At 67.0% G+C, this 17538-nt stretch carries 12 protein-coding genes; 7 read left to right on the plus strand and 5 right to left on the minus strand.

Annotated features, from left to right (window positions below; translation table 11 throughout):
* Positions 1-16 precede the first annotated feature (16 nt).
* From DAT35_RS50190 to DAT35_RS50220, 7 genes are all read left to right on the plus strand, one after another.
* A complete protein-coding gene (locus DAT35_RS50190; RefSeq protein WP_158502215.1) occupies positions 17-1450 on the plus strand; it encodes an MFS transporter in 1434 nt (477 codons plus the stop codon).
* 80 nt (positions 1451-1530) lie between these two features.
* A complete protein-coding gene (locus DAT35_RS50195) occupies positions 1531-4161 on the plus strand; it encodes an alpha-amylase family glycosyl hydrolase (RefSeq protein ID WP_108076592.1) in 2631 nt (876 codons plus the stop codon).
* 83 nt (positions 4162-4244) lie between these two features.
* Positions 4245-9524, plus strand: coding sequence for an AAA family ATPase (locus DAT35_RS50200; RefSeq protein ID WP_108076594.1), 5280 nt, complete (start codon positions 4245-4247; stop codon positions 9522-9524).
* Between the two features lie 310 nt (positions 9525-9834).
* Entirely contained in the window at positions 9835-10398 is a 564-nt protein-coding gene (locus DAT35_RS50205) for a DUF2378 family protein (protein WP_233262185.1), read from the plus strand.
* A 69-nt stretch (positions 10399-10467) separates the two neighbouring features.
* A complete protein-coding gene (locus DAT35_RS50210; protein ID WP_108076599.1) occupies positions 10468-11661 on the plus strand; it encodes a hypothetical protein in 1194 nt (397 codons plus the stop codon).
* A gap of 237 nt (positions 11662-11898) precedes the next feature.
* Positions 11899-12969: a hypothetical protein gene (locus DAT35_RS50215; RefSeq protein WP_108076601.1), complete on the plus strand. Its 1071-nt coding sequence runs from the start codon at positions 11899-11901 to the stop codon at positions 12967-12969.
* A 48-nt stretch (positions 12970-13017) separates the two neighbouring features.
* Positions 13018-13509, plus strand: a complete 492-nt coding sequence (locus tag DAT35_RS50220; protein ID WP_108076603.1) for a GNAT family N-acetyltransferase — start codon at positions 13018-13020, stop codon at positions 13507-13509.
* On the opposite strand, the gene DAT35_RS61530 is transcribed toward DAT35_RS50220, so the two are convergent.
* The 5 genes from DAT35_RS61530 to cysI all read right to left on the minus strand — a co-directional run bounded on the left by DAT35_RS61530 (position 13506) and on the right by cysI (position 17534).
* On the minus strand, positions 13506-13781 hold the full coding sequence (locus DAT35_RS61530; RefSeq protein WP_233262186.1) for a hypothetical protein: 276 nt from the start codon (positions 13779-13781) through the stop codon (positions 13506-13508). The genes DAT35_RS50220 and DAT35_RS61530 overlap by 4 nt on opposite strands.
* A 147-nt stretch (positions 13782-13928) precedes the next feature.
* Entirely contained in the window at positions 13929-14159 is a 231-nt protein-coding gene (locus tag DAT35_RS61535; RefSeq protein WP_233262187.1) for a glutathione S-transferase N-terminal domain-containing protein, read from the minus strand.
* 93 nt (positions 14160-14252) lie between these two features.
* Positions 14253-14627: a hypothetical protein gene (locus tag DAT35_RS50230; RefSeq protein WP_108076605.1), complete on the minus strand. Its 375-nt coding sequence runs from the start codon at positions 14625-14627 to the stop codon at positions 14253-14255.
* Between the two features lie 37 nt (positions 14628-14664).
* Positions 14665-15657 carry a restriction endonuclease fold toxin-2 domain-containing protein gene (locus DAT35_RS58540; RefSeq protein WP_146210212.1) on the minus strand — a complete coding sequence of 331 codons (993 nt, stop codon included), beginning with the start codon at positions 15655-15657 and terminating at the stop codon, positions 14665-14667.
* A 191-nt stretch (positions 15658-15848) separates the two neighbouring features.
* Positions 15849-17534 carry an assimilatory sulfite reductase (NADPH) hemoprotein subunit gene (gene cysI / locus DAT35_RS50235; RefSeq protein ID WP_108076607.1) on the minus strand — a complete coding sequence of 562 codons (1686 nt, stop codon included), beginning with the start codon at positions 17532-17534 and terminating at the stop codon, positions 15849-15851.
* Positions 17535-17538: the final 4 nt, after the last annotated feature.

The raw sequence follows: 17538 nt of genomic DNA on the forward strand, positions 1-17538 counted from the left end.
CGAGCAGGGAAAAGCCATGCAACTCGAAGGCGTGAAAGAAGTCGTGGCAAGCAGTGACCAGGCGGCGGGCCGTACTGGCAAACGGGCACTCCTGGCGTCCGTGCTGGTGGGGTTGTTCCTGGCGGCAATGGATAGCACCGTGGTGGGGACGCTGTTGCCCGCCATCAAGGCGGAGATGCAGGATGTAACGCTGTACCCCTGGCTGTTGTCGGGCTTCATCCTGGCCTCCGTGCTGGCAACTCCCGTGGTCGGCCGGGCCGCGGACGTGTTCGGCCAGAGGCGGACGCTGGTGGCGGTGCTCGGCATCTTCCTGGTGGGCTCACTCGCGGTCTGCATCTCGAGCAGCATGACCAGCCTGGTCTTCGCGCGCGCGCTGCAGGGCGTGGGAGCGGGAGGCGTCTCGGTGATGACCTACATCACCGTCGGCAAGCTCTATTCCGAGCGCGAGCGCGGCAAGATGCAGGGCATGTTGAGCATGGTCTGGGGACTGGCGGCGGTCATTGGCCCGCTCGTCGGCGCGCTCGTGTACCAGAAGTTCGGCTGGCGCATGGTCTTCGCCCTCAACATCCCGCTGTCGTTCATCGCGATGGCGCTGGTGTGGTCGATCAGGTCCACCGACCAGGAGCGAGGACAGAAGGCGGAGGGCGGGGTCGATGCCCGGGTGATGGCGCTCTTCTCGGTGACGCTCGCCAGCCTGTTGATCCTCATTCTGCAGCCCAGCGTCGGGCTCTCCCCGGGCGTGAGTTTCGGGCTCGGCGCGGCCATGCTCATCGGGCTGGGGTTGTCGGTGGTGTACCTGCGCAAGTGGCCGGAGAAGAGCCTGTTGCCGGTGGAGTTCTTCACCCGCCGTGACTACGTGCTCGCCGCCTTGCTGACGGTCGTCGCGAGCATCGCCCTGTATGCCTCGGTCACGTTGCTGCCGCTCTACCTGCGGGCCACCCTGAGCACCAGCACCGTGAGCAGCGGGCTCATCGTGATGGTCGCCGCCCTGGGCTGGGTGGTGGGCTCGGCCATCTGTGGCGCCAGCCTCGTGCGGACGGGTTACAAGGCCACCGCGTTGCTCGGAACGATCCTGCTGGCGGCTGGCACCGGCGTGCTCGCCCTCGGCGGGGGCCCGCTCCCCGTGTTCGCGGCCGCCCAGGCGCTGATCGGGTTGGGCATCGGCTTCGTGGCCACCACCACGCTGGTGTTCGTGCAGAACATCTCGCCACTGCCACGGCTGGGGGCCTACACCTCGGCGGTCCACCTGTTCCGCAACATCGGTGCCGCGCTCGGCATCAACACCGTGGCGGCCATCCAGATCTTCTCCTTCAAGCGGTTGCAGCTCTCCAACCCCGGCATCGCCTATCAGGGGTCGTTCAAGTGGAGCTTCATCGCGCTGTTCGCCGCCGCCGCCGCCGCGGTGGTGGCCGCCCTCTGGATGCCACGGCGGGTCTCGCGCACCGCGTGAGGACGGTGTTCCAGCCCCCTCCAGGCTGGACGCCATCGCCTCTTGAGAGCCTACCCGGGTCGGGTAGGCTCTCGCGTCTCATGCAAGCGCATTCCCTCTCGTCGAAGCTGCTGGCGCTCGCGTTCGGTGCCAGCGCGGTTCTCGGTTGTAAGTCCAACGGAAACACCTCTCCCCCGCCTCCGCCTTCGGACACGCTGCACGTTCCGTCTCCGGACTGGCGGGATCAGATCATCTACTTCGTCATGACGGATCGCTTCGCCAATGGCGATCCGGGCAACGACAACCAGGGCGCTGGCGAGTTCGATCCCGCTGACGGAGCGAAGTACAGCGGCGGTGACCTGAAGGGCATCGAGAGCAAGCTGGACTACATCCAGGGCCTGGGCGCCACGGCCATCTGGCTCACCCCGCCCGTCGCCAACCAGTGGTGGGATCCGCTCGTCAACTACGGCGGGTATCACGGCTACTGGGCGCTCGACTTCACCCGGGTGGACGCCCACCAAGGCACGGTGGAGGACTACCAGCACCTGTCGCGAGCCCTGCACGGGCGCGGCATGTACCTGATCCAGGACATCGTCCTCAACCACATGGCCAACTGCTTCCGCTACACGCGCTATGACCCGGCGGATGTGTCGGCCAACGTGGTGCTCAACACCGGCGCCAGACCCGCGTGTGGCCCCACCCAGGCCCCCTTCAACCTGTGGGATCCCACCCGGGCCGAGCACCGCGAGTCCCACATCTTCCACTGGACGCCGAGCATCGTGGACTACGCGAACCGGGACCAGGAGCTCGGCTGGCAACTCTCCGACCTGGATGACCTGAACACCGAGAACCCCGCCGTCATCGCGGCCCTCAAGGACAGCTACAACTATTGGATCCGCGAGGTGGGCGTGGACGGCTTCCGCGTGGACACCGTCTTCTACGTGCCCCCGGCCACCGTCCGGGACTTCCTCCACTCCACCGACCCGGACCATCCGGGCGTCCTCGAGGCGGCCCGGAGCAAGGGGAAGGATGGATTCCTCGCCTTTGGTGAGGGGTTCGCCTTCGACAAGCCCTTCGAGGACAAGCTGTCGCGCAAGGTGGCCCTGTATATGAAGGACCCGGACACCGGTGAGGATCGGCTGCCGGGGATGCTCGACTTCCCCCTGTACGGCACCGTCGGGGACGTCTTCGCCCGGGGCGGCCCCACGTCGCAGCTCGCGTACCGGATGGAGCGCCGGGCGGCACTGTTCGCGCGGCCGCACCTGATGCCCATGTTCCTGGACAACCATGACGTGGATCGCTTCCTGTCGGGAGGCTCGAGGGCCGCGCTCCAGCAGGGGCTCCTGTTCATGATGACGGTGCCCGGCATCCCCGTCCTCTACTACGGCACCGAGCAGGGCTTCACCGAGCAGCGCGGCGCCATGTTCGCACAGGGCTACCGCTCGGGCGGGAAGGACCACTTCGACACCGAGGCGCCTCTGTATGCCTTCATCCGCGAGCTGACCACGCTACGCAAGACGCATCCGGTGTTCCGCCACGGCACGCCCACGGTGCTGCGGCAGAACGACGCCCGGAGCGGTGTCTTCGCCTACGCGATGGGGGACGGAGCGGACATGGCCTTCGTCATCTTCAACACCTCGGACGAGGACACGCTGCTGGACAACCTGCAGACGGGGCTGCCCGAGGGCAGCGGGCTGAAGCTGCTCGCCAGTCTGGACTCCGGCGCCGGCAATGCCACCGTGGGGCGCGGAGGACGGCTCTCCCTGAAGCTGCCCGCACGCGCCGCACGCGTCTTCATGCCCGATGGGACGACGACCGCGCTTCCGCCGGAGACCGCTCGCATCACCCTGTCCACCGCCAGTGGCGACACGGTGGCGGGCGACTTCGAGCTCGCGGGCACCGCCACCGGGGTGTCCTCCTTCCAGGTGGTGGTGGACGGGGCGCTCGGCACGGCGCAACAGGTGGCGGTGAATCCGGACGGTTCCTGGCGCACCCTCATCTCCGTGGGCAGCATGGTGGACCCCAACATCCAACACTCGCTCGTGGCCTGGAACGAGGAGGCCCGGGTGTTGTCCGACACGCTGAAGTTCCGGGTCGACCGCGCATTCAAGGACCTGGTCACCCATGAGGATCCGTCCGGCGATGACGTCGGCCCCGAGGGGCGCTACCACTACCCCACGGACACCTCGTGGGGAGACAACCACCAGGGTGATCTGCGCCGCGTCGTGGTCCAGGGCTCGGGGACGGTGCTGAAGCTGGCCCTCCAGACGGCCCACGTCACCACGGTGTGGAACCCGCAGAACGGTTTCGACCATGTGGCCTTCACCATCTTCGTCGACGTGCCCGGCCGCACGGGACTCACCGTCATGCCGCAGCAGAACGCCTCCCTCCCCGCCGGCATGGATTGGGACTACCGCATCCGGGTCCACGGCTGGTCCAACGCCCTCTTCGACACGCGCGGTGCCTCGGCCACCCAAGACGGAACTCCCGTCTCGCCCGCCGCCGCCGTCGAGGTGGACGCGGCCTCGAACACCGTCTTCCTCACGCTCCCGGGCCAGCTGTTCAGCGGCATGACGAACCTCCACGGCGTCAAGGTGTATGTCACCACCTGGGACTACGACGGCGGCTACCGCCCACTCGTCCCCTCGGCCGAGCAATGGAAGTTCTGGGGCGGTGATGGGACGTCGGACCCGCTGGTGCTCGACGACACCCCGGTGCTCACCATCCCCTGAGGTCCGCCTCCCAGGCGAGCAAGCCGTCGCGTGGTGACAGAGTGGAGCGCCAAATCCACGCTCGTCGTGATAACGCGTCCTGCATGATGGACATCCCGGGCCATACGTTGCGCGGATCGCTCCGCGCGACGGGCGCCAACCAGCTCTTCCACGCCATCTGTGACCTGGACAACCGGCCCGTCATCATCAAGACGCCCGCGCTCGCCTCACCCGGACCCCGCGAGTGGGAGCGTTATCGCCGGGAGCACGGCATCCTGCAGTTGCTCCAGAGCGTGGGAGGCGTCCCCAAGGTCCATGGCTGCGAGCTCGTCCACGATCGCCCGCTCCTCCTCTTCGAGGAGGTGGAGGGCGAGCCCTTGTCGAAGCTCGTGGGCCAGCGGCTCGAGGTCTCCCGGTTCCTCACGTTGGCCATCTCCCTGACATCGACACTCGGGGAGATCCACCGGCGTGGCGTCATCCACAAAGACCTCAAACCTTCCAACATCCTCCTCAGGCCCACGGGAGAGGGGTGCATCGTCGATTTCGGCTCGGCGACCCTGCACTGGGTCGAACATGTGGACTCGGCGGCGCCCCAGCTCATCGAGGGGACGCTGGCCTATATGTCCCCCGAGCAGACCGGGCGCATGAACCGGGCCGTGGACTCCCGCACGGATCTCTATTCACTGGGAGTGACCTTCTACGAGCTCCTGACGGGCACCCTGCCCTTCCGGGCGCGGGATGCGCTCGGGTGGTTCCACGCGCACATGGCCTTTCGTCCGCGGCCCCCGCACGAGCTCGTCCCGTCGCTCCCGCCCGTCCTGTCCGCCATGGTCATGAAGCTCCTGGCCAAGGTCGCCGAGGAGCGCTACCAGGGAGCGGATGGACTGAGGGCGGACCTCGAGCGGTGCCGCGACGACCTGCTCCGGGGCATGAGCGAGGTGTTCCCGCTGGGCGAGCAGGACTTTCCCAGCCGCTTCCAGATGCCCCAGCGGCTGCATGGGCGAGAAGTGCCCATCGCCACCTTGTTCGAGAGCTTCGAGCGGACGGCGCGGGGCGGGCGTCCGGAGCTCGTCCTGGTCAGCGGCTACTCCGGCATCGGCAAGTCGTCGGTCATCCACGAGCTGAACCGGCCCGTGGTGGAGCGGCGCGGCTTCTTCCTGCGCGGCAAGTTCGAGCAATTCCAGCGGGACATTCCCTACGCCACGCTGGCCCAGGCCATCCGCGGACTGGTGCAACACCTGCTGTCGGGCACCGATAGGGAGCTCGCAACGTGGCGTGAGCGGCTGAACAAGGCGTGGGGGACTCATGGGCAGGTCCTCGTGGACCTGGTCCCCCCGTTGGAGCTGGTCGTGGGCAAGCAGCCGCCCATCCAGGAACTGCCCCCCTCCGACGCGCAGAAACGCCTCCACCGGGTCTTCCAGCAGTTCCTCGGCGCCATCTCCACCTCCGAGCACCCGCTCGTCCTGTTCCTCGATGATCTGCAATGGGCCGACCTGGCCAGCCTGCGGCTCCTCCAGAACCTGCTCTCCAGCGCGGAGATGACGCCGGTGCTGCTGGTGGGGGCCTATCGCGACAACGAGGTCAGCCCGTCACACCCGCTGATGCTGATGCTGGAAGAGGTTCGCCAGGCGGGCGCGCGGGTCACCGACATCCGGCTCGAGCCACTGAGCCTCACGCAGCTCCAGCGGCTCGTCGCCGAGGCGCTCCCGGGCGCGAGCCCCGACGTCGTCGAGCCCCTCTCTGCCCTGGTGCTCGAGAAGACGGGGGGCAATCCCTTCTTCCTCATCCAGCTGATGGTGACGCTGAATCAGGACGGGCTGCTGACGCGCACGTCGGACGGACGGTGGCGGTGGGATGCCTCCGGTGTCCGGGCGAAGGGGTACTCGGACAACGTCGTCGACTTCATGGTGGGCAGGTTGCGCCAGCTCCCCCAGGGGACACAGCACCTGCTGCGCCTGTCGGCATGCATGGGCAACGTCTTCCCGCTCCCGATGCTGGCCATCATCTCCGGCATGGAGCCCCACGAGGTGGTGCAGAACCTCGAGCCGGCGCTCCAGGAAGGCATGCTGGCGCGCGGGAGCCAGGAGCAGTTCCGCTTCCTCCATGATCGCATCCAGCAGGCGGCGCAGGCCCTCATTCCCGAGGAGGAGCGCAAGGCCGTCCACCTGCGCATCGGCCGTCTGCTGCTGGAGAGCCTGTCCCCGGAGCAGGTGCGCGAGAAGCTCTTCGACATCGTGGGGCAGCTCAACGCCGGGGCGGAGCTGATCGACGCGCCCGAGGAGCGCCTGCGCGTCGCGCGGTTGAATGCCGAGGCCGGCTGGAAGGCGAAGAGCTCCACCGCGCACCGCTCGGCCATCGCCTGGTTCTCGGCGGCCTTCGAGCTCATCCCGGGAGACCCCTGGACGACGGACCCCACGCTCGCCTTCAAGCTGCTCCTGGATCAGGCGACCAGCGAGTTCATGGACGGCAATGCCGCCCAGACGCGCCGCCTGGTGCACATCCTCCTCACGCGGACACGGACGCCCACGGACATCGCGGCCGTCTACCGTCTCAAGAGCGATCTCCACCTCGCCGCCGGGGAGATCCAGGACGCCGTCAACTGTCTCCTCGAGGGCCTGGAGCTGCTGGGCATGCCGATGTCGCCGCATCCCTCCTGGGAGGAGGTGGTGGCAGCCCACAACGAGGTCTGGACTCTCATCGGGGAGCGTTCCATCGAGAGCCTCGTCGAGCTGCCCCTGGTGACGGATCCGCACCTGAAGGCGGTGCTCAGCGTCCTGGGCTCCCTCTTCACGCCGGCGTACTTCACCGACAACAACCTGCTCATCCTCCATCTTGCCCGGCTGGTGGCCCTGAGCCTGCGGCACGGCAACAGCGATGCGGCCGTGTATGGGTATTCCTGGTACGGCGTGGTGCTGGGACATGCCTTCAAGAAGTACCGGGAGGGCCATGCCTTCGGAGAGCTCGCCTGCGCGATCGTGGAGCGTCACGACCTCTCCGCTTCGCGGGGCATGGCGCTCTACAGCATGGAGATCATCAACTACTGGACCCAGCCCATCGCCAGCTCCATGGAGCTCATCCGCAGCGCCTTCCACCACGCGCTGCAGTCCGGTGATTTCCAGGTCGCCTGCTACTGCTGCAACCACATCGTCACCAACAGCATCTCCCTGGGTCATCACCTGGATGATGTCCATGCGGAGTCGGTCGCCCGCTTCGACTTCGCCCGCAAGGCCGGCTACCTGGACGTGCACGACGTCATCCTGTGCTCGCAGCGCTACGTCCAGCAACTGCGCGGGCTCACCCATTCGTTCGACACGCTGGACGGCGAGAACTTCCAGGAAGAGGTGTTCGAGGCCGGGCTGACCCCCGAGCGAATGAACACCATGAAGTGCTGGTACTGGATCATCAAGATGCAGGCGCGCTTCATGTGCGGTGCGTACGAGGAGGCACGCCGCGCGGGAGAGAAGGCCGCCGGGCTCGTCTGGGCCTCCCTCGGCCACATCCAGCTGCTGGACTTCCACCTCTACCGCGGGCTGACCCTGGCCGCGTGCGTCCCGGGAGCGGCGCCAGCGGAGAGGGAATTGCTCCTCGAGGACATCCAGCGGCACCAGCAGCAGCTCGCGGAGTGGGCGGGCTACTGCGCCGGGAACTTCCTCGCGCCCGAACGGATGGTGTCCGCGGAGCTGGCCCGGGTGACGGGCCGGGGCGACGACGCGATGCGGGCCTATGAAGACGCCATCCACTCGGCCCGGGAGCACGGCTTCATCCAGAACGTCGCGCTCGCGAGCGAGCTCGCGGCGAACTTCTGGCGCGAGCGGCGCTTCCCGACCATCGCCGAGGCCTATGCGCGCTCGGCCCGGGAGGCGTACCTGCGGTGGGGAGCCCAGGGCAAGGTGCGTCACCTGGAGTCCCGCTGGCCGAACCTCGCGCTCGCGGTGGCCTCGTCGGAGCACGATACGAACACGACGCAGATCGACGCGCTCACCGTGGTGAAGGCCCAGCAGGCCATCTCCGGAGAGATCGTGCTCCAGCGGCTGGCGACCACGCTCATGCAGGTGGCCATCGAGAACGCGGGAGCCCAGCGCGGCGCGCTGTTGCTCGCGCGGGGCGACAAGCTTCCGGTCATGGCCATCTCCGGCGCCTCACCGGGAGACCCCATCCTCCTGCCGGAAGAAGACGCTCCGCAGGAGCTGCCCTGGACCCTCGTCGCCTACGTCAAGCGCACGCGCGAGCACGTGCTCATCGGTGACGCCACGCAAGCCCATCCCTTCGCGGCGGACGAATACCTGGGACGTGGCGGGGCCCGATCGGTGCTCTGCCTTCCGCTGCTGCGCCAGGAAACCTTCTACGGAGTGCTGCACCTGGAGAACAACCTGGCGACCGAGGCCTTCACCCCGGATCGCCTCGCGCTACTCGGGCACATTGCCTCCCAGGCGGCCATCTCCATCGAGAACGCGCGGCTGTACGCCGACGTCCAGCACGCCGAGTCGGCCCTGCGCCGCGCCAACGACGAGCTCGAGGCGCGCGTGGAGGAACGCACCCGGGAGCTCAAGGAGGCCCAGGCCCGTCTGGTGGATACCGCTCGCGAGGTGGGCATGACCGAGATCGCCTCCAACGTGTTGCACAACGTCGGCAATGTCCTCACCAGCGCCGTCGTCAACCTCGAGGTGATGCGCGGGACGGTGGCCACCTCGCGTCTCGGGCGGCTGAAGAAGCTCTCCGCCCTGTTCCAGGAGAACCGCAACCGCCTGGCGGACTTCTTCACGAATGATCCGCGGGGGCTCCAACTGCCCGAGTACTTCTCCGCGCTCACCGAGGAGCTCCTCCGCGAGCAGTCGAGCGTGCGGGATGGCCTATCGGAGATGGGTTGGCACGTCGAGCACATCCGCTCCATCGTCCAGGTGCAGCAGACCTACGCGAAGACCGCGCTCCTCCTCGACGAGTGCGAGCTCTCACAGCTCATCGAGGACTCGCTGCGCATCCAGATGCCAGCGCTCGAGCGCCACGGTGTCTCTGTCACCCGCGAGCTCCACGGCAACCGCAAGGTGCGGGTGGACCGACACAAGGTGCTGCAAATCCTCATCAACCTCATCAGCAACGCCAAATACGCCCTGGATGGAGTCCCCGAGGGACAGCGGCGGATGACCGTGCGGCTGAGCCTCGAGGGGAACGTGGCTCGCATCCAGGTGATGGACAACGGCATGGGAATCCCGGCGGAGATCCGCGAGCGGCTCTTCTCGCACGGCTTCACCACGCGCAAGGATGGCCACGGCTTCGGACTGCACTCCAGCGCGTTGGCCGCGAAGCTGCTGGGAGGCCAGCTCCTGCTGGAGAGCGACGGACCGGGACGCGGCGCCACGGCCACGCTGGTGCTCCCGCTCTCCTAGCTCGGCGGACCCCAGCCTTCTGGAACGGGCCTCAATCCCTATCACCGATCCGTGACTGTGCTTCTAATCCAGCCCCGTGCTTCGCATCCGCTGTTGCCCTCCAGGCAACATCTCATTCACGGAGCGTGGGCCGGGCCACAGAGACCCGGCAAGTAAGTGGACTCCCTGAGGAACCAGGAGGAGCCCACGTGTTACCGTCTCGGGCCACGGGGAGGGCAATGCATTCCTCCTGTGCGTCGGGAGTTCCATCATGAGCACGAGCGCTGGGTCGGGATCGAACGAGGGGGCGCCGCCTGAATGGAAACAGGAGATGGAACAACGGCTGGCCCTGGCAACACCCCAGGACACCGTGCGAGGGATCTTCTTCATCAGCATGCTCGGGGTGGTGCGAGCGCTGGATGACGACGCCGCCGTGGAGCGCTGCCTGGAGGCCTGTGGCGAGCGGAACTTCCTCGAGTTCTTCAACTATCCCGTCAGCATCTTCATCCGATTGACCTACACCGCGGGGCAGGTGCTGAGCACCCGATATGGGAGCTTCGACGAAGCGCTGCGGCAGCTGGGGCGCAGGGCCATGGAGGACTTCCTCGAATCCGCCATGGGCAAGACCTTGAAGCACCTCGCCGGCCAGGACATCCGCAGCCTGGTGAGCAGCATCCAGGGCATCTACCGGATGACGATGAGCTACGGGGAGCGCCTGGTGGTCTGGGAAGGGCCCACCCGGGGCCGGCTCATCCTCAAGCGCAACTTCATCCCCCGCGCCTACCACGAGGGGGGGTTGCGCACCACGCTCGACCGGATGGGTGCCCAGAACGTGAAGGTGGCCGGCCGGCAGACGGGGCCGCTCGACAGCGAGTACGAGTTCTCCTGGGACTGAGCCCCCCTCCCGACACCTGGAACGCCCCTTGCAGAGCAGAGAGTCGTACTCGCGAAGAGGGCATCCACCATGAGCGTCCGGTTGGCACAAGCACAGGCGATGATTTCACGACCGGGCGGCCCGTCGGTCCGTGGCCCCCAGCAGGAGCCCCGGAAGGAGTCCGCGAAGCCAGGAACCGGCAAGTCGTCCTCGGGGGGAGCCTCCTCGGCGGGGGCCTCCTCGGCGAAGTCCGCGTCCGCGGGCAAGAGCGGGGGCGCCCAGGGTGCGCAGCGCCAGGATGGGATGGAGGCCGCGGGAGCCGTTGGAGCGAGGGCGGGTGGATTCGACGGCCTGGCGGACAAGCACGAGCCCCAGGGCCGGAGCCAGCTCGCGCTCATCCGGGGCGAGGCGGCCCCCTCCACGCCCCAGGGCCAGGGGCTCCCGGCGCGCCCGGCGCCCGTGACGGTGGCACCCGACCTGTCCCGGGAGGAGAAGGTGGCGGACCGCGAGGACGCCGCCTCCCGGCGCCAGAGCCTGGAGGACCGGGCGAAGCTGCGCGCCGCCATCGTGGATCGGCTCCTCCACGGCATGAAGGACGTCCACGGCCGGCTGTCCAACTTCCTGAAGAATCCCGGGCGCTTGGGCGTCGTCAACCTGACCCTGGTGCTCAGTGAGAGCTCCATCACCCTGGAGCTGTGGAAGGAGCCGAGCGCCATGCCCGAGCGCCGGGCCCGCATGGCCCAGGTGATGGGCGTCCCGCCGGAGGCGGATGACGCCACGCTGCTGCGGGCGCTGATGGCCGAGGTGCACCAGGCCTTCGTGGAGTTCCAGGCCAGCCGTCCAGGCCGTGAGCTCCGGCAGCAGTACGAGGAGGTGCTCCAGGGCTACGACGCGGCGAACGTGCTGCCCGTCGTCCCCGGCCACGACACCGGCCCCATGCTGGCCGAGCTCGCCCGGGTGGGGATTGCCCACGAGCCGGACTTCTCCCGGTCGCTGCTGGTGGATCCGCGGCTCCTGGCGGTGGGGCTCGGCCCCGAGGAGGGCACGACCACCCAGGTCATGGTCTCCGGCCTGACCGTGTCCCAGCTGGGCACGCTCGTGGCCCACCTGCGCCGCCTCAATCCCCGGCTCACCAACAAGCAGGTGTGCCACCTCCTCCTGCGCGCCTCCACGGACCTGAGGACGACGAGCCGTAAAGCCCTGGGCCAGGCCGAGGTGGACCAGGTGCAGGAGCTGGCGCGCCAGCTCCTGAGGCTCCAGGGCGTCGAGCTGCTCTTCGTCTGAAAGTCCCAGGGGGTGGTGACAACAGTCACCAGAGGGTGACCGCAGTCACCAGATCCGAGGCCCCCGGATGGTGACGGCGGTCACCAGAACCCCCTGATGGAGGGCTTTTGAGGGGGGCACGGGCCTTCTGCGGCCCGAAAGGCCCCAACGGGCCCTGGCACACCTCCTGCTCTACGTCCCTACGTGCCGCGGACTCGTGAGCGTGCACTTCCCCTTCACTCTCGAGGAGCTCCCGTCATGGCTCTGTCGCCCGTCTCGAACTCGCCCCTGTTCAGCCCATCCCAGCTGCGTACCCCCACCGCCGAGCCGGTCTCCGCCCCGACCCAGGGCATGCCGGACCTCCAGGGCACGCAGACGGGCAACTCCCTGGGGCAACTGTTCCAGGCCGATGGCTTCGACTCTCCGATGAGCCCGCAGAAGGCAGGCGGACTGGAGGCGGTGGCGCAAATGCTCTCTCAGCTGGCGCAGGTGCTGGCCGCGTCCGCGAGCATGTTGAGCGGCGAGGGCGGTGCCGGTGGCCAGGGTCTGTCGGGCCAGGAATCGCCGCTGAGCGGCCTGAGCGGTGCCTGCAAGGGAGTCGAGGTGCCTGAGATTGGCGGCGCGGATGGCGGCGTGCCTGAGATTGGCGGCGGGGAAGAGGGCGCACCAGGTCTCGAGGCGGCTCCGCTCACCAGGCAGGAACTGCCGAAGGCGGAAGCGCAGAAGCCGGAAGCGCAGAAGAATGTCTCCAAGCCACAGCAGGCAGCGGCTCCGGCTGGCGGCGGACCAAAGACTGGCAACACGATGACCTTCACCAACGACGGCACCTCGCCGATGACCGTCAAGTTCACGCCGAACGCCGGTGACAAGGAAATCGCGTCCCTGACGCTGAAGCCCGGTGAAACCCTGACACAGCAGTTCCCCGAGGGCTGGTCCGGCAACTTCCGCAGCACGGCTGGCGATGGGACGGCGGCCACGCTCGGTGAGGTCAAGTTCAACGGTGGCAGCAACCAGACGTATTACGACGTGAGCTACATCGAGGGAAACAACGCCGCCATGACCATCCAGCCGGAGGAAGGCGGCCGGCTGTCCGGCACGATGGACGACCTCCTCGGGTCCGCGCCTGACTCGATCAAGGCAAAGAATGCCGATGGCAATGCCTACGGCATCAAGAAGAGCACCACGTCCAACGTCCAGGATCCGGGAGTGGTGGATTACTACCGGAAGCACGTCGGAGCCGACCAGGGCTATGTCATTCCCACCGACGACGCGAGCACTCTGGGCAGCAGCGACACGAACCTGTCCGTCCACCTGAAGAATCTGGATTGAGTTGACAGGAGAGAAGGTGCACGCTCGGCTGCATGAAGGAGTTCTCCCATGCAGCTTGAGCCCTTTCGCGTGCAGCCCACGCTCCTCGAATGGAAGCGTGAGGACTACCTCATCAGCACCCACCCCGCCCTGCTGGACCTGGATGTCATTCATGGGTACCTGACGAGGTCCACCTGGGCCGCGGGCATCCCTCGAGAGACAGTCCAGCGGTCCCTGGCCAATTCCTTCCCCTTCGGGCTCTACAAGAGCGGAAGTCAGATTGGCATGGCGCGCGTCACCACGGACTTCGCGACGTTCGCCTATCTGGCGGACGTGTTCATCCTCGAGGAGTACCGGGGCCAGGGGCTCTCGCGGTGGCTGATGGAAGCGGTCCACGCGCATCCAGACCTGCAGGGCTTCCGCCGCTGGATGCTGGCCACGAGCACCGCGGCCGGCCTCTACCGCAAGGTGGGATGGTCTCCCGCGGCGCGGCCGGAGATCTTCATGGAGATCACCGACCCGGACATCTACAAGCGCCCGAAGCCCACGGGGAACGGCTAATCGAGGGCTCTCACATCGGGCCGGTCGCGGTGCTGATCGGCCCAGCGGGAGAGCTCCGGGGGCAGGCGCCAGCCGAGCGAGAGCATCTGCTCGATCACGGGGAACTTCAGCGCACGCTCGGGCATCGTGGCGAACCAGTGCTCCGCGGCGACGAGCCACATGTCCGCGGCCGACCAGCCACTCCGGGCGATGGTGGGGCGCGAGAGCGCCGAGACGCGCTGGCCCAGTGCATCCAGCGCGCGCTGGATGCGATCCACCGCCTCGGTCTTCACGGCACTCCAGGCCTCGGAGGTGTGAAGCGCGTAGTACCGGGCCCCGATATCAGCGACTCCGTTCTGGGCGACGTCGACGAGCGAGGCGATCTCGAAGACGGCGAGCGCATCCTCGGGCTCCGACGGCCAGAGCCGCGGAGCCGAAGGTTAGGCCCGATCCAGGTAGTGGGAGATCGCGGTCGAGTCCCCGAGGACACGCCCATCCTCCTCGACGAGGACGGGGGTCGTCTTGAGCGGGGAGAGGCGGCGCGACTCCTCGGCGAACTCCGGGTGGACACGCACGTTGCGCAGCTCGACGGTGAGTCCCTTGTGTGCGAGTGCGAGGCGGGTACGGCGGGCGAAGGGTGAGGTCTGGATGTGGAAGAGGATGCGCATCATCAGCCAACGGCGTGAGGGTCAGCGGCTCACGCTTCTCCCATGAGCCGGTCGCGAGCATACGCATCGAACAGCAGCTCAGCCATCGCTATGTTTTCAAGACGTTGAAGGCCCGCCTCCCAACGCGCGGATGATCTCCTCGGCGGTTGTCTCCGGCTTGAGCTCGATGCTGCAGTTGTACCCCTCATCGAAGAGCAAGAAGGGTTGAGCCTCTGGGACGACGGATTGATACCAAAGAGCGAATTCAGCGCAGTCGCGGAGGGCCCCATAGTAGATGATGGCCGACCCCTCTCGATTGAGCGCGCCCAGGACCATTGATTCCTTCATGGGCAGCCGGAACTCCACGGCGTGGTTGTCCTGAGGGTCCGGAATGAGCTTCAGCTTGACTGCGGGCCACTCTGAGGCCAGGAGCTCCACGAACCTTTCGGTCTGAATGCGCCAATCATCCCGGGCCATGAGGAAGTAGTCCATGATGGCGTCTCCGTTCGCAGCTCATGTGCATCTGCAGTCAGGGCCGCACGACGACGCGGCCTGGAACTTCTGCCTCCACCAGCAACGCCTCGAAATACGGTAGGGCTCGGGCCTCATTGGTGATGAGCTCGAGTGCGACAACAGGAGTTGCTGGATCCAGGATCACGGCAGCATAGCGGCGAAGTTGACTGAGCAGTTCGGCGCGAACGATACCTCGAACCTTTTCATTGCACGTCGAGCCTGGAACGTAAGGACTCGTCGCTGGATTATCCACATGCTTGACCTCCAACAGGTGTGCATCGCCTGCGCGGGCACCATCTGCTCGAATCTCCCTGCCCCCGCCCGACACTTCGACTTCATTCGGACCAGCCTGCTTGATTTGGTACTGAGAAGCGGGGGAGTTTTCACGGACAGGATGTTTCTCGGCCTGCTCAATCCATGAAGCGAACGCTTTCGGCTCCACCTGCTTCGGCGCGACAACCCGATCACCACTTGTCGGCCCTGCCGTGGACTGAGAGTGGGCCCCGCCCACTGCCGCAGCCGGCGCAGCCGAGCGCGCTGGAGCCCGTGGTGTACTCACGTCAGAAATAACCACCCCTTCGGGGGTGACGGCGGGTGGCTCAGGTGGAGGTGGCCGGGACTTGGAAACTTTGCTCACCACCTTTTTTGTCAGCACGAAGGCGACTACGTTGACACCCACCTTCGAGATAGCTTGACTCAAGGATAGGGCTGCTGCCTTCAGGTCGTCGTCCGTGCGTGCTGTGAGCGCGCGGTTGGCGAACATCCAGAGCGAGTTGGAAACCTCTCTCGCCTGTATCGCGACCAGAACCACCCCTAACGACACCAGTGCTGCATCCACCGCCTCGCCAGCTACTGGAACGCCCTGGGTCCCCAGCCAGACCGATGTCAGGGCCGTCATGGTGGCCAGGTTCTCGGGCGTGAGCAGGGCGCGCAGCTCCGCGGAGGATGAAGCTGGCAATTCCGAAATGGAGCGAATGGAGGCCCGGCACAGCTTCTCCGAGCCGGGCATCCGTGCCACAGGCGCTAAAGGACTCCCACAGGTTGCGTCCTCTATAGAACTGGCAGCTGCGGGCGCTGCGAGCAGCAGGCCCAGGCAGAGGGCAGCGAGTCTCAAGATTGATTCCCCCGGTGTACCCTGCCCGATGGCCACTTTGTGAGGAAGCCTTCGGCAGGGAGATGCTGAATGAGAAGTGCCCCCCCTCACGCCCGTGCGGCGACGTGACCCGTGCGCACGGTGAAGTCACCAAACCCTTCACCGGGCTGCCGGTCGCGAGCATACGCGGCGAACAGCGGTTCGAGCGCGGCCAGAATGCCCGCTTCGTCGATGTTCTCGCGGTACAAACGGTTGAGGCGCTGACCTCTTTGATCGCCTCCGAGGAACAGGTTGTAGCGGCCCGGGGCCTTGCCCACGAGGGCGATCTCCGCGAGGTACGGCCGGGCGCAGCCATTCGGGCATCCGGTGATGCGCAGGAGGATGTTCTCCTTGGTCAGCCCGTGGGCCGCCAGACGCTCCTCCAGCAACCCCACCAGGTGCGGCAGGTAGCGCTCGGCCTCGGCCATGGCCAGGGCGCACGTCGGCAGGGCCACGCACGCGAGCGCGTTCTTGCGCAGGGGGCTGGCGCGCTGGGCGCCCGTGATCCCATGCGTCTCGAGCAGGGCCTCGATGGCCGGACGGTCCTCCGGCGCGATGCCCGCGAGGATCAGGTTCTGGTTGGGCGTGAGCCGGAAGTCGCCCTTGTGCACCCTGGCGACCTCCCGCAGTCCCGTCAGGAACCGCTGGCCCTCGCGATCCGCCACCCGGCCGCTCTCGATGAAGAGCGTCAGGCTCCAGCGGCCGTCATGCCCCTGGATCCACCCGAAGCGGTCGCCATTGTGCTCGAACACGACCGGGCGCGCGGGCTGCAATGAATAACCGAGCCGCTTCTCCAGCTCGGAGACGAACCAGGCAATCCCCCGGTCTTCAATGGTGTACTTCAGACGCGCGTGTTTGCGATTGGTGCGGTCTCCGAAGTCACGCTGGACCTTCACCACGTTCTCCGCGACCTCGAGCAACTGCTCGGGGCGGATGAAGCCAATCACATCCGCGAGCCGGGGGAAGGTCGCGTTGTCCCCGTGCGTGGCGCCCATGCCTCCGCCGACGGCCACGTTGAAGCCCACCACCTCACCCTTCTCGAGGATGGCGATGAAGCCCAGGTCCTGCGAGTAGACATCCACGTCATTGAGGGGCGGAACCACGATGGCCGCCTTGAACTTCCGAGGCAGGTAGGTGGAGCCATAGATGGGCTCCTCCTCCTCGACGCCCGCGACCTTCTCCTCGTCCAGCCAGATCTCGTAATAGGCGCGAGTCCTGGGGCGCAGGTGCTCGGAGAGGCGGACGGACCACTGGTGCACCACCTCGTGCGCACGAGACTCCACCGGGTTGGGATTGCACATCACGTTGCGGTTGACGTCACCGCACGCGGCGATGGTGTCGAGCAACGTGGCGTTGATGCCCGCGATGGTGGTCTTCAGGTCCGTCTTCAGCACGCCGTGCAGTTGGAAGGCCTGGCGCGTGGTCAGCCGCAGCGTCCCGTTGGCATGGGTGCGGGCGAGCTCGTCCAGGGCCAGCCACTGCTTCGGGGTGCACACGCCACCCGGCAGGCGGGTGCGGATCATGAAGCTGTAGGCCGGCTCGAGCTTCTGCTGCCGGCGCTCCTCGCGGATGTCGCGGTCGTCCTGCTGGTAGCTGCCGTGGAACTTGATGAGCTGCGTGTCCGCCGGGGCGATGGCTCCGGTGAGCGGATCGGCGAGGCTCTCCACCAAGGTGCCCCGCAGCAGGCGGCTGCGCGCCTTGATGTGCTCCACCTCGGAAAGGGCCGGAGTCGTCGGATTCTTGCTGCTGCTCATGAGG

The sequence above is a fragment of the Vitiosangium sp. GDMCC 1.1324 genome (assembly GCF_003044305.1).
Classification (GTDB): Bacteria; Myxococcota; Myxococcia; order Myxococcales; family Myxococcaceae; genus Archangium.

What these genes read in the sequence shown, in the direction of transcription:
- DAT35_RS50190 (WP_158502215.1), top strand. Translation starts at nt 17, where the DNA reads ATGCAACTCGAAGGCGTGAAAGAAGTCGTGGCAAGCAGTGACCAGGCG.
- DAT35_RS50195 (WP_108076592.1), top strand. Translation starts at nt 1,531, where the DNA reads ATGCAAGCGCATTCCCTCTCGTCGAAGCTGCTGGCGCTCGCGTTCGGT.
- DAT35_RS50200 (WP_108076594.1), top strand. Translation starts at nt 4,245, where the DNA reads ATGATGGACATCCCGGGCCATACGTTGCGCGGATCGCTCCGCGCGACG.
- DAT35_RS50205 (WP_233262185.1), top strand. Translation starts at nt 9,835, where the DNA reads ATGGAACAACGGCTGGCCCTGGCAACACCCCAGGACACCGTGCGAGGG.
- DAT35_RS50210 (WP_108076599.1), top strand. Translation starts at nt 10,468, where the DNA reads ATGAGCGTCCGGTTGGCACAAGCACAGGCGATGATTTCACGACCGGGC.
- DAT35_RS50215 (WP_108076601.1), top strand. Translation starts at nt 11,899, where the DNA reads ATGGCTCTGTCGCCCGTCTCGAACTCGCCCCTGTTCAGCCCATCCCAG.
- DAT35_RS50220 (WP_108076603.1), top strand. Translation starts at nt 13,018, where the DNA reads ATGCAGCTTGAGCCCTTTCGCGTGCAGCCCACGCTCCTCGAATGGAAG.
- DAT35_RS61535 (WP_233262187.1), bottom strand. Translation starts at nt 14,159, where the DNA reads ATGATGCGCATCCTCTTCCACATCCAGACCTCACCCTTCGCCCGCCGT.
- DAT35_RS50230 (WP_108076605.1), bottom strand. Translation starts at nt 14,627, where the DNA reads ATGGACTACTTCCTCATGGCCCGGGATGATTGGCGCATTCAGACCGAA.
- DAT35_RS58540 (WP_146210212.1), bottom strand. Translation starts at nt 15,657, where the DNA reads ATGCCCGGCTCGGAGAAGCTGTGCCGGGCCTCCATTCGCTCCATTTCG.
- cysI (WP_108076607.1), bottom strand. Translation starts at nt 17,534, where the DNA reads ATGAGCAGCAGCAAGAATCCGACGACTCCGGCCCTTTCCGAGGTGGAG.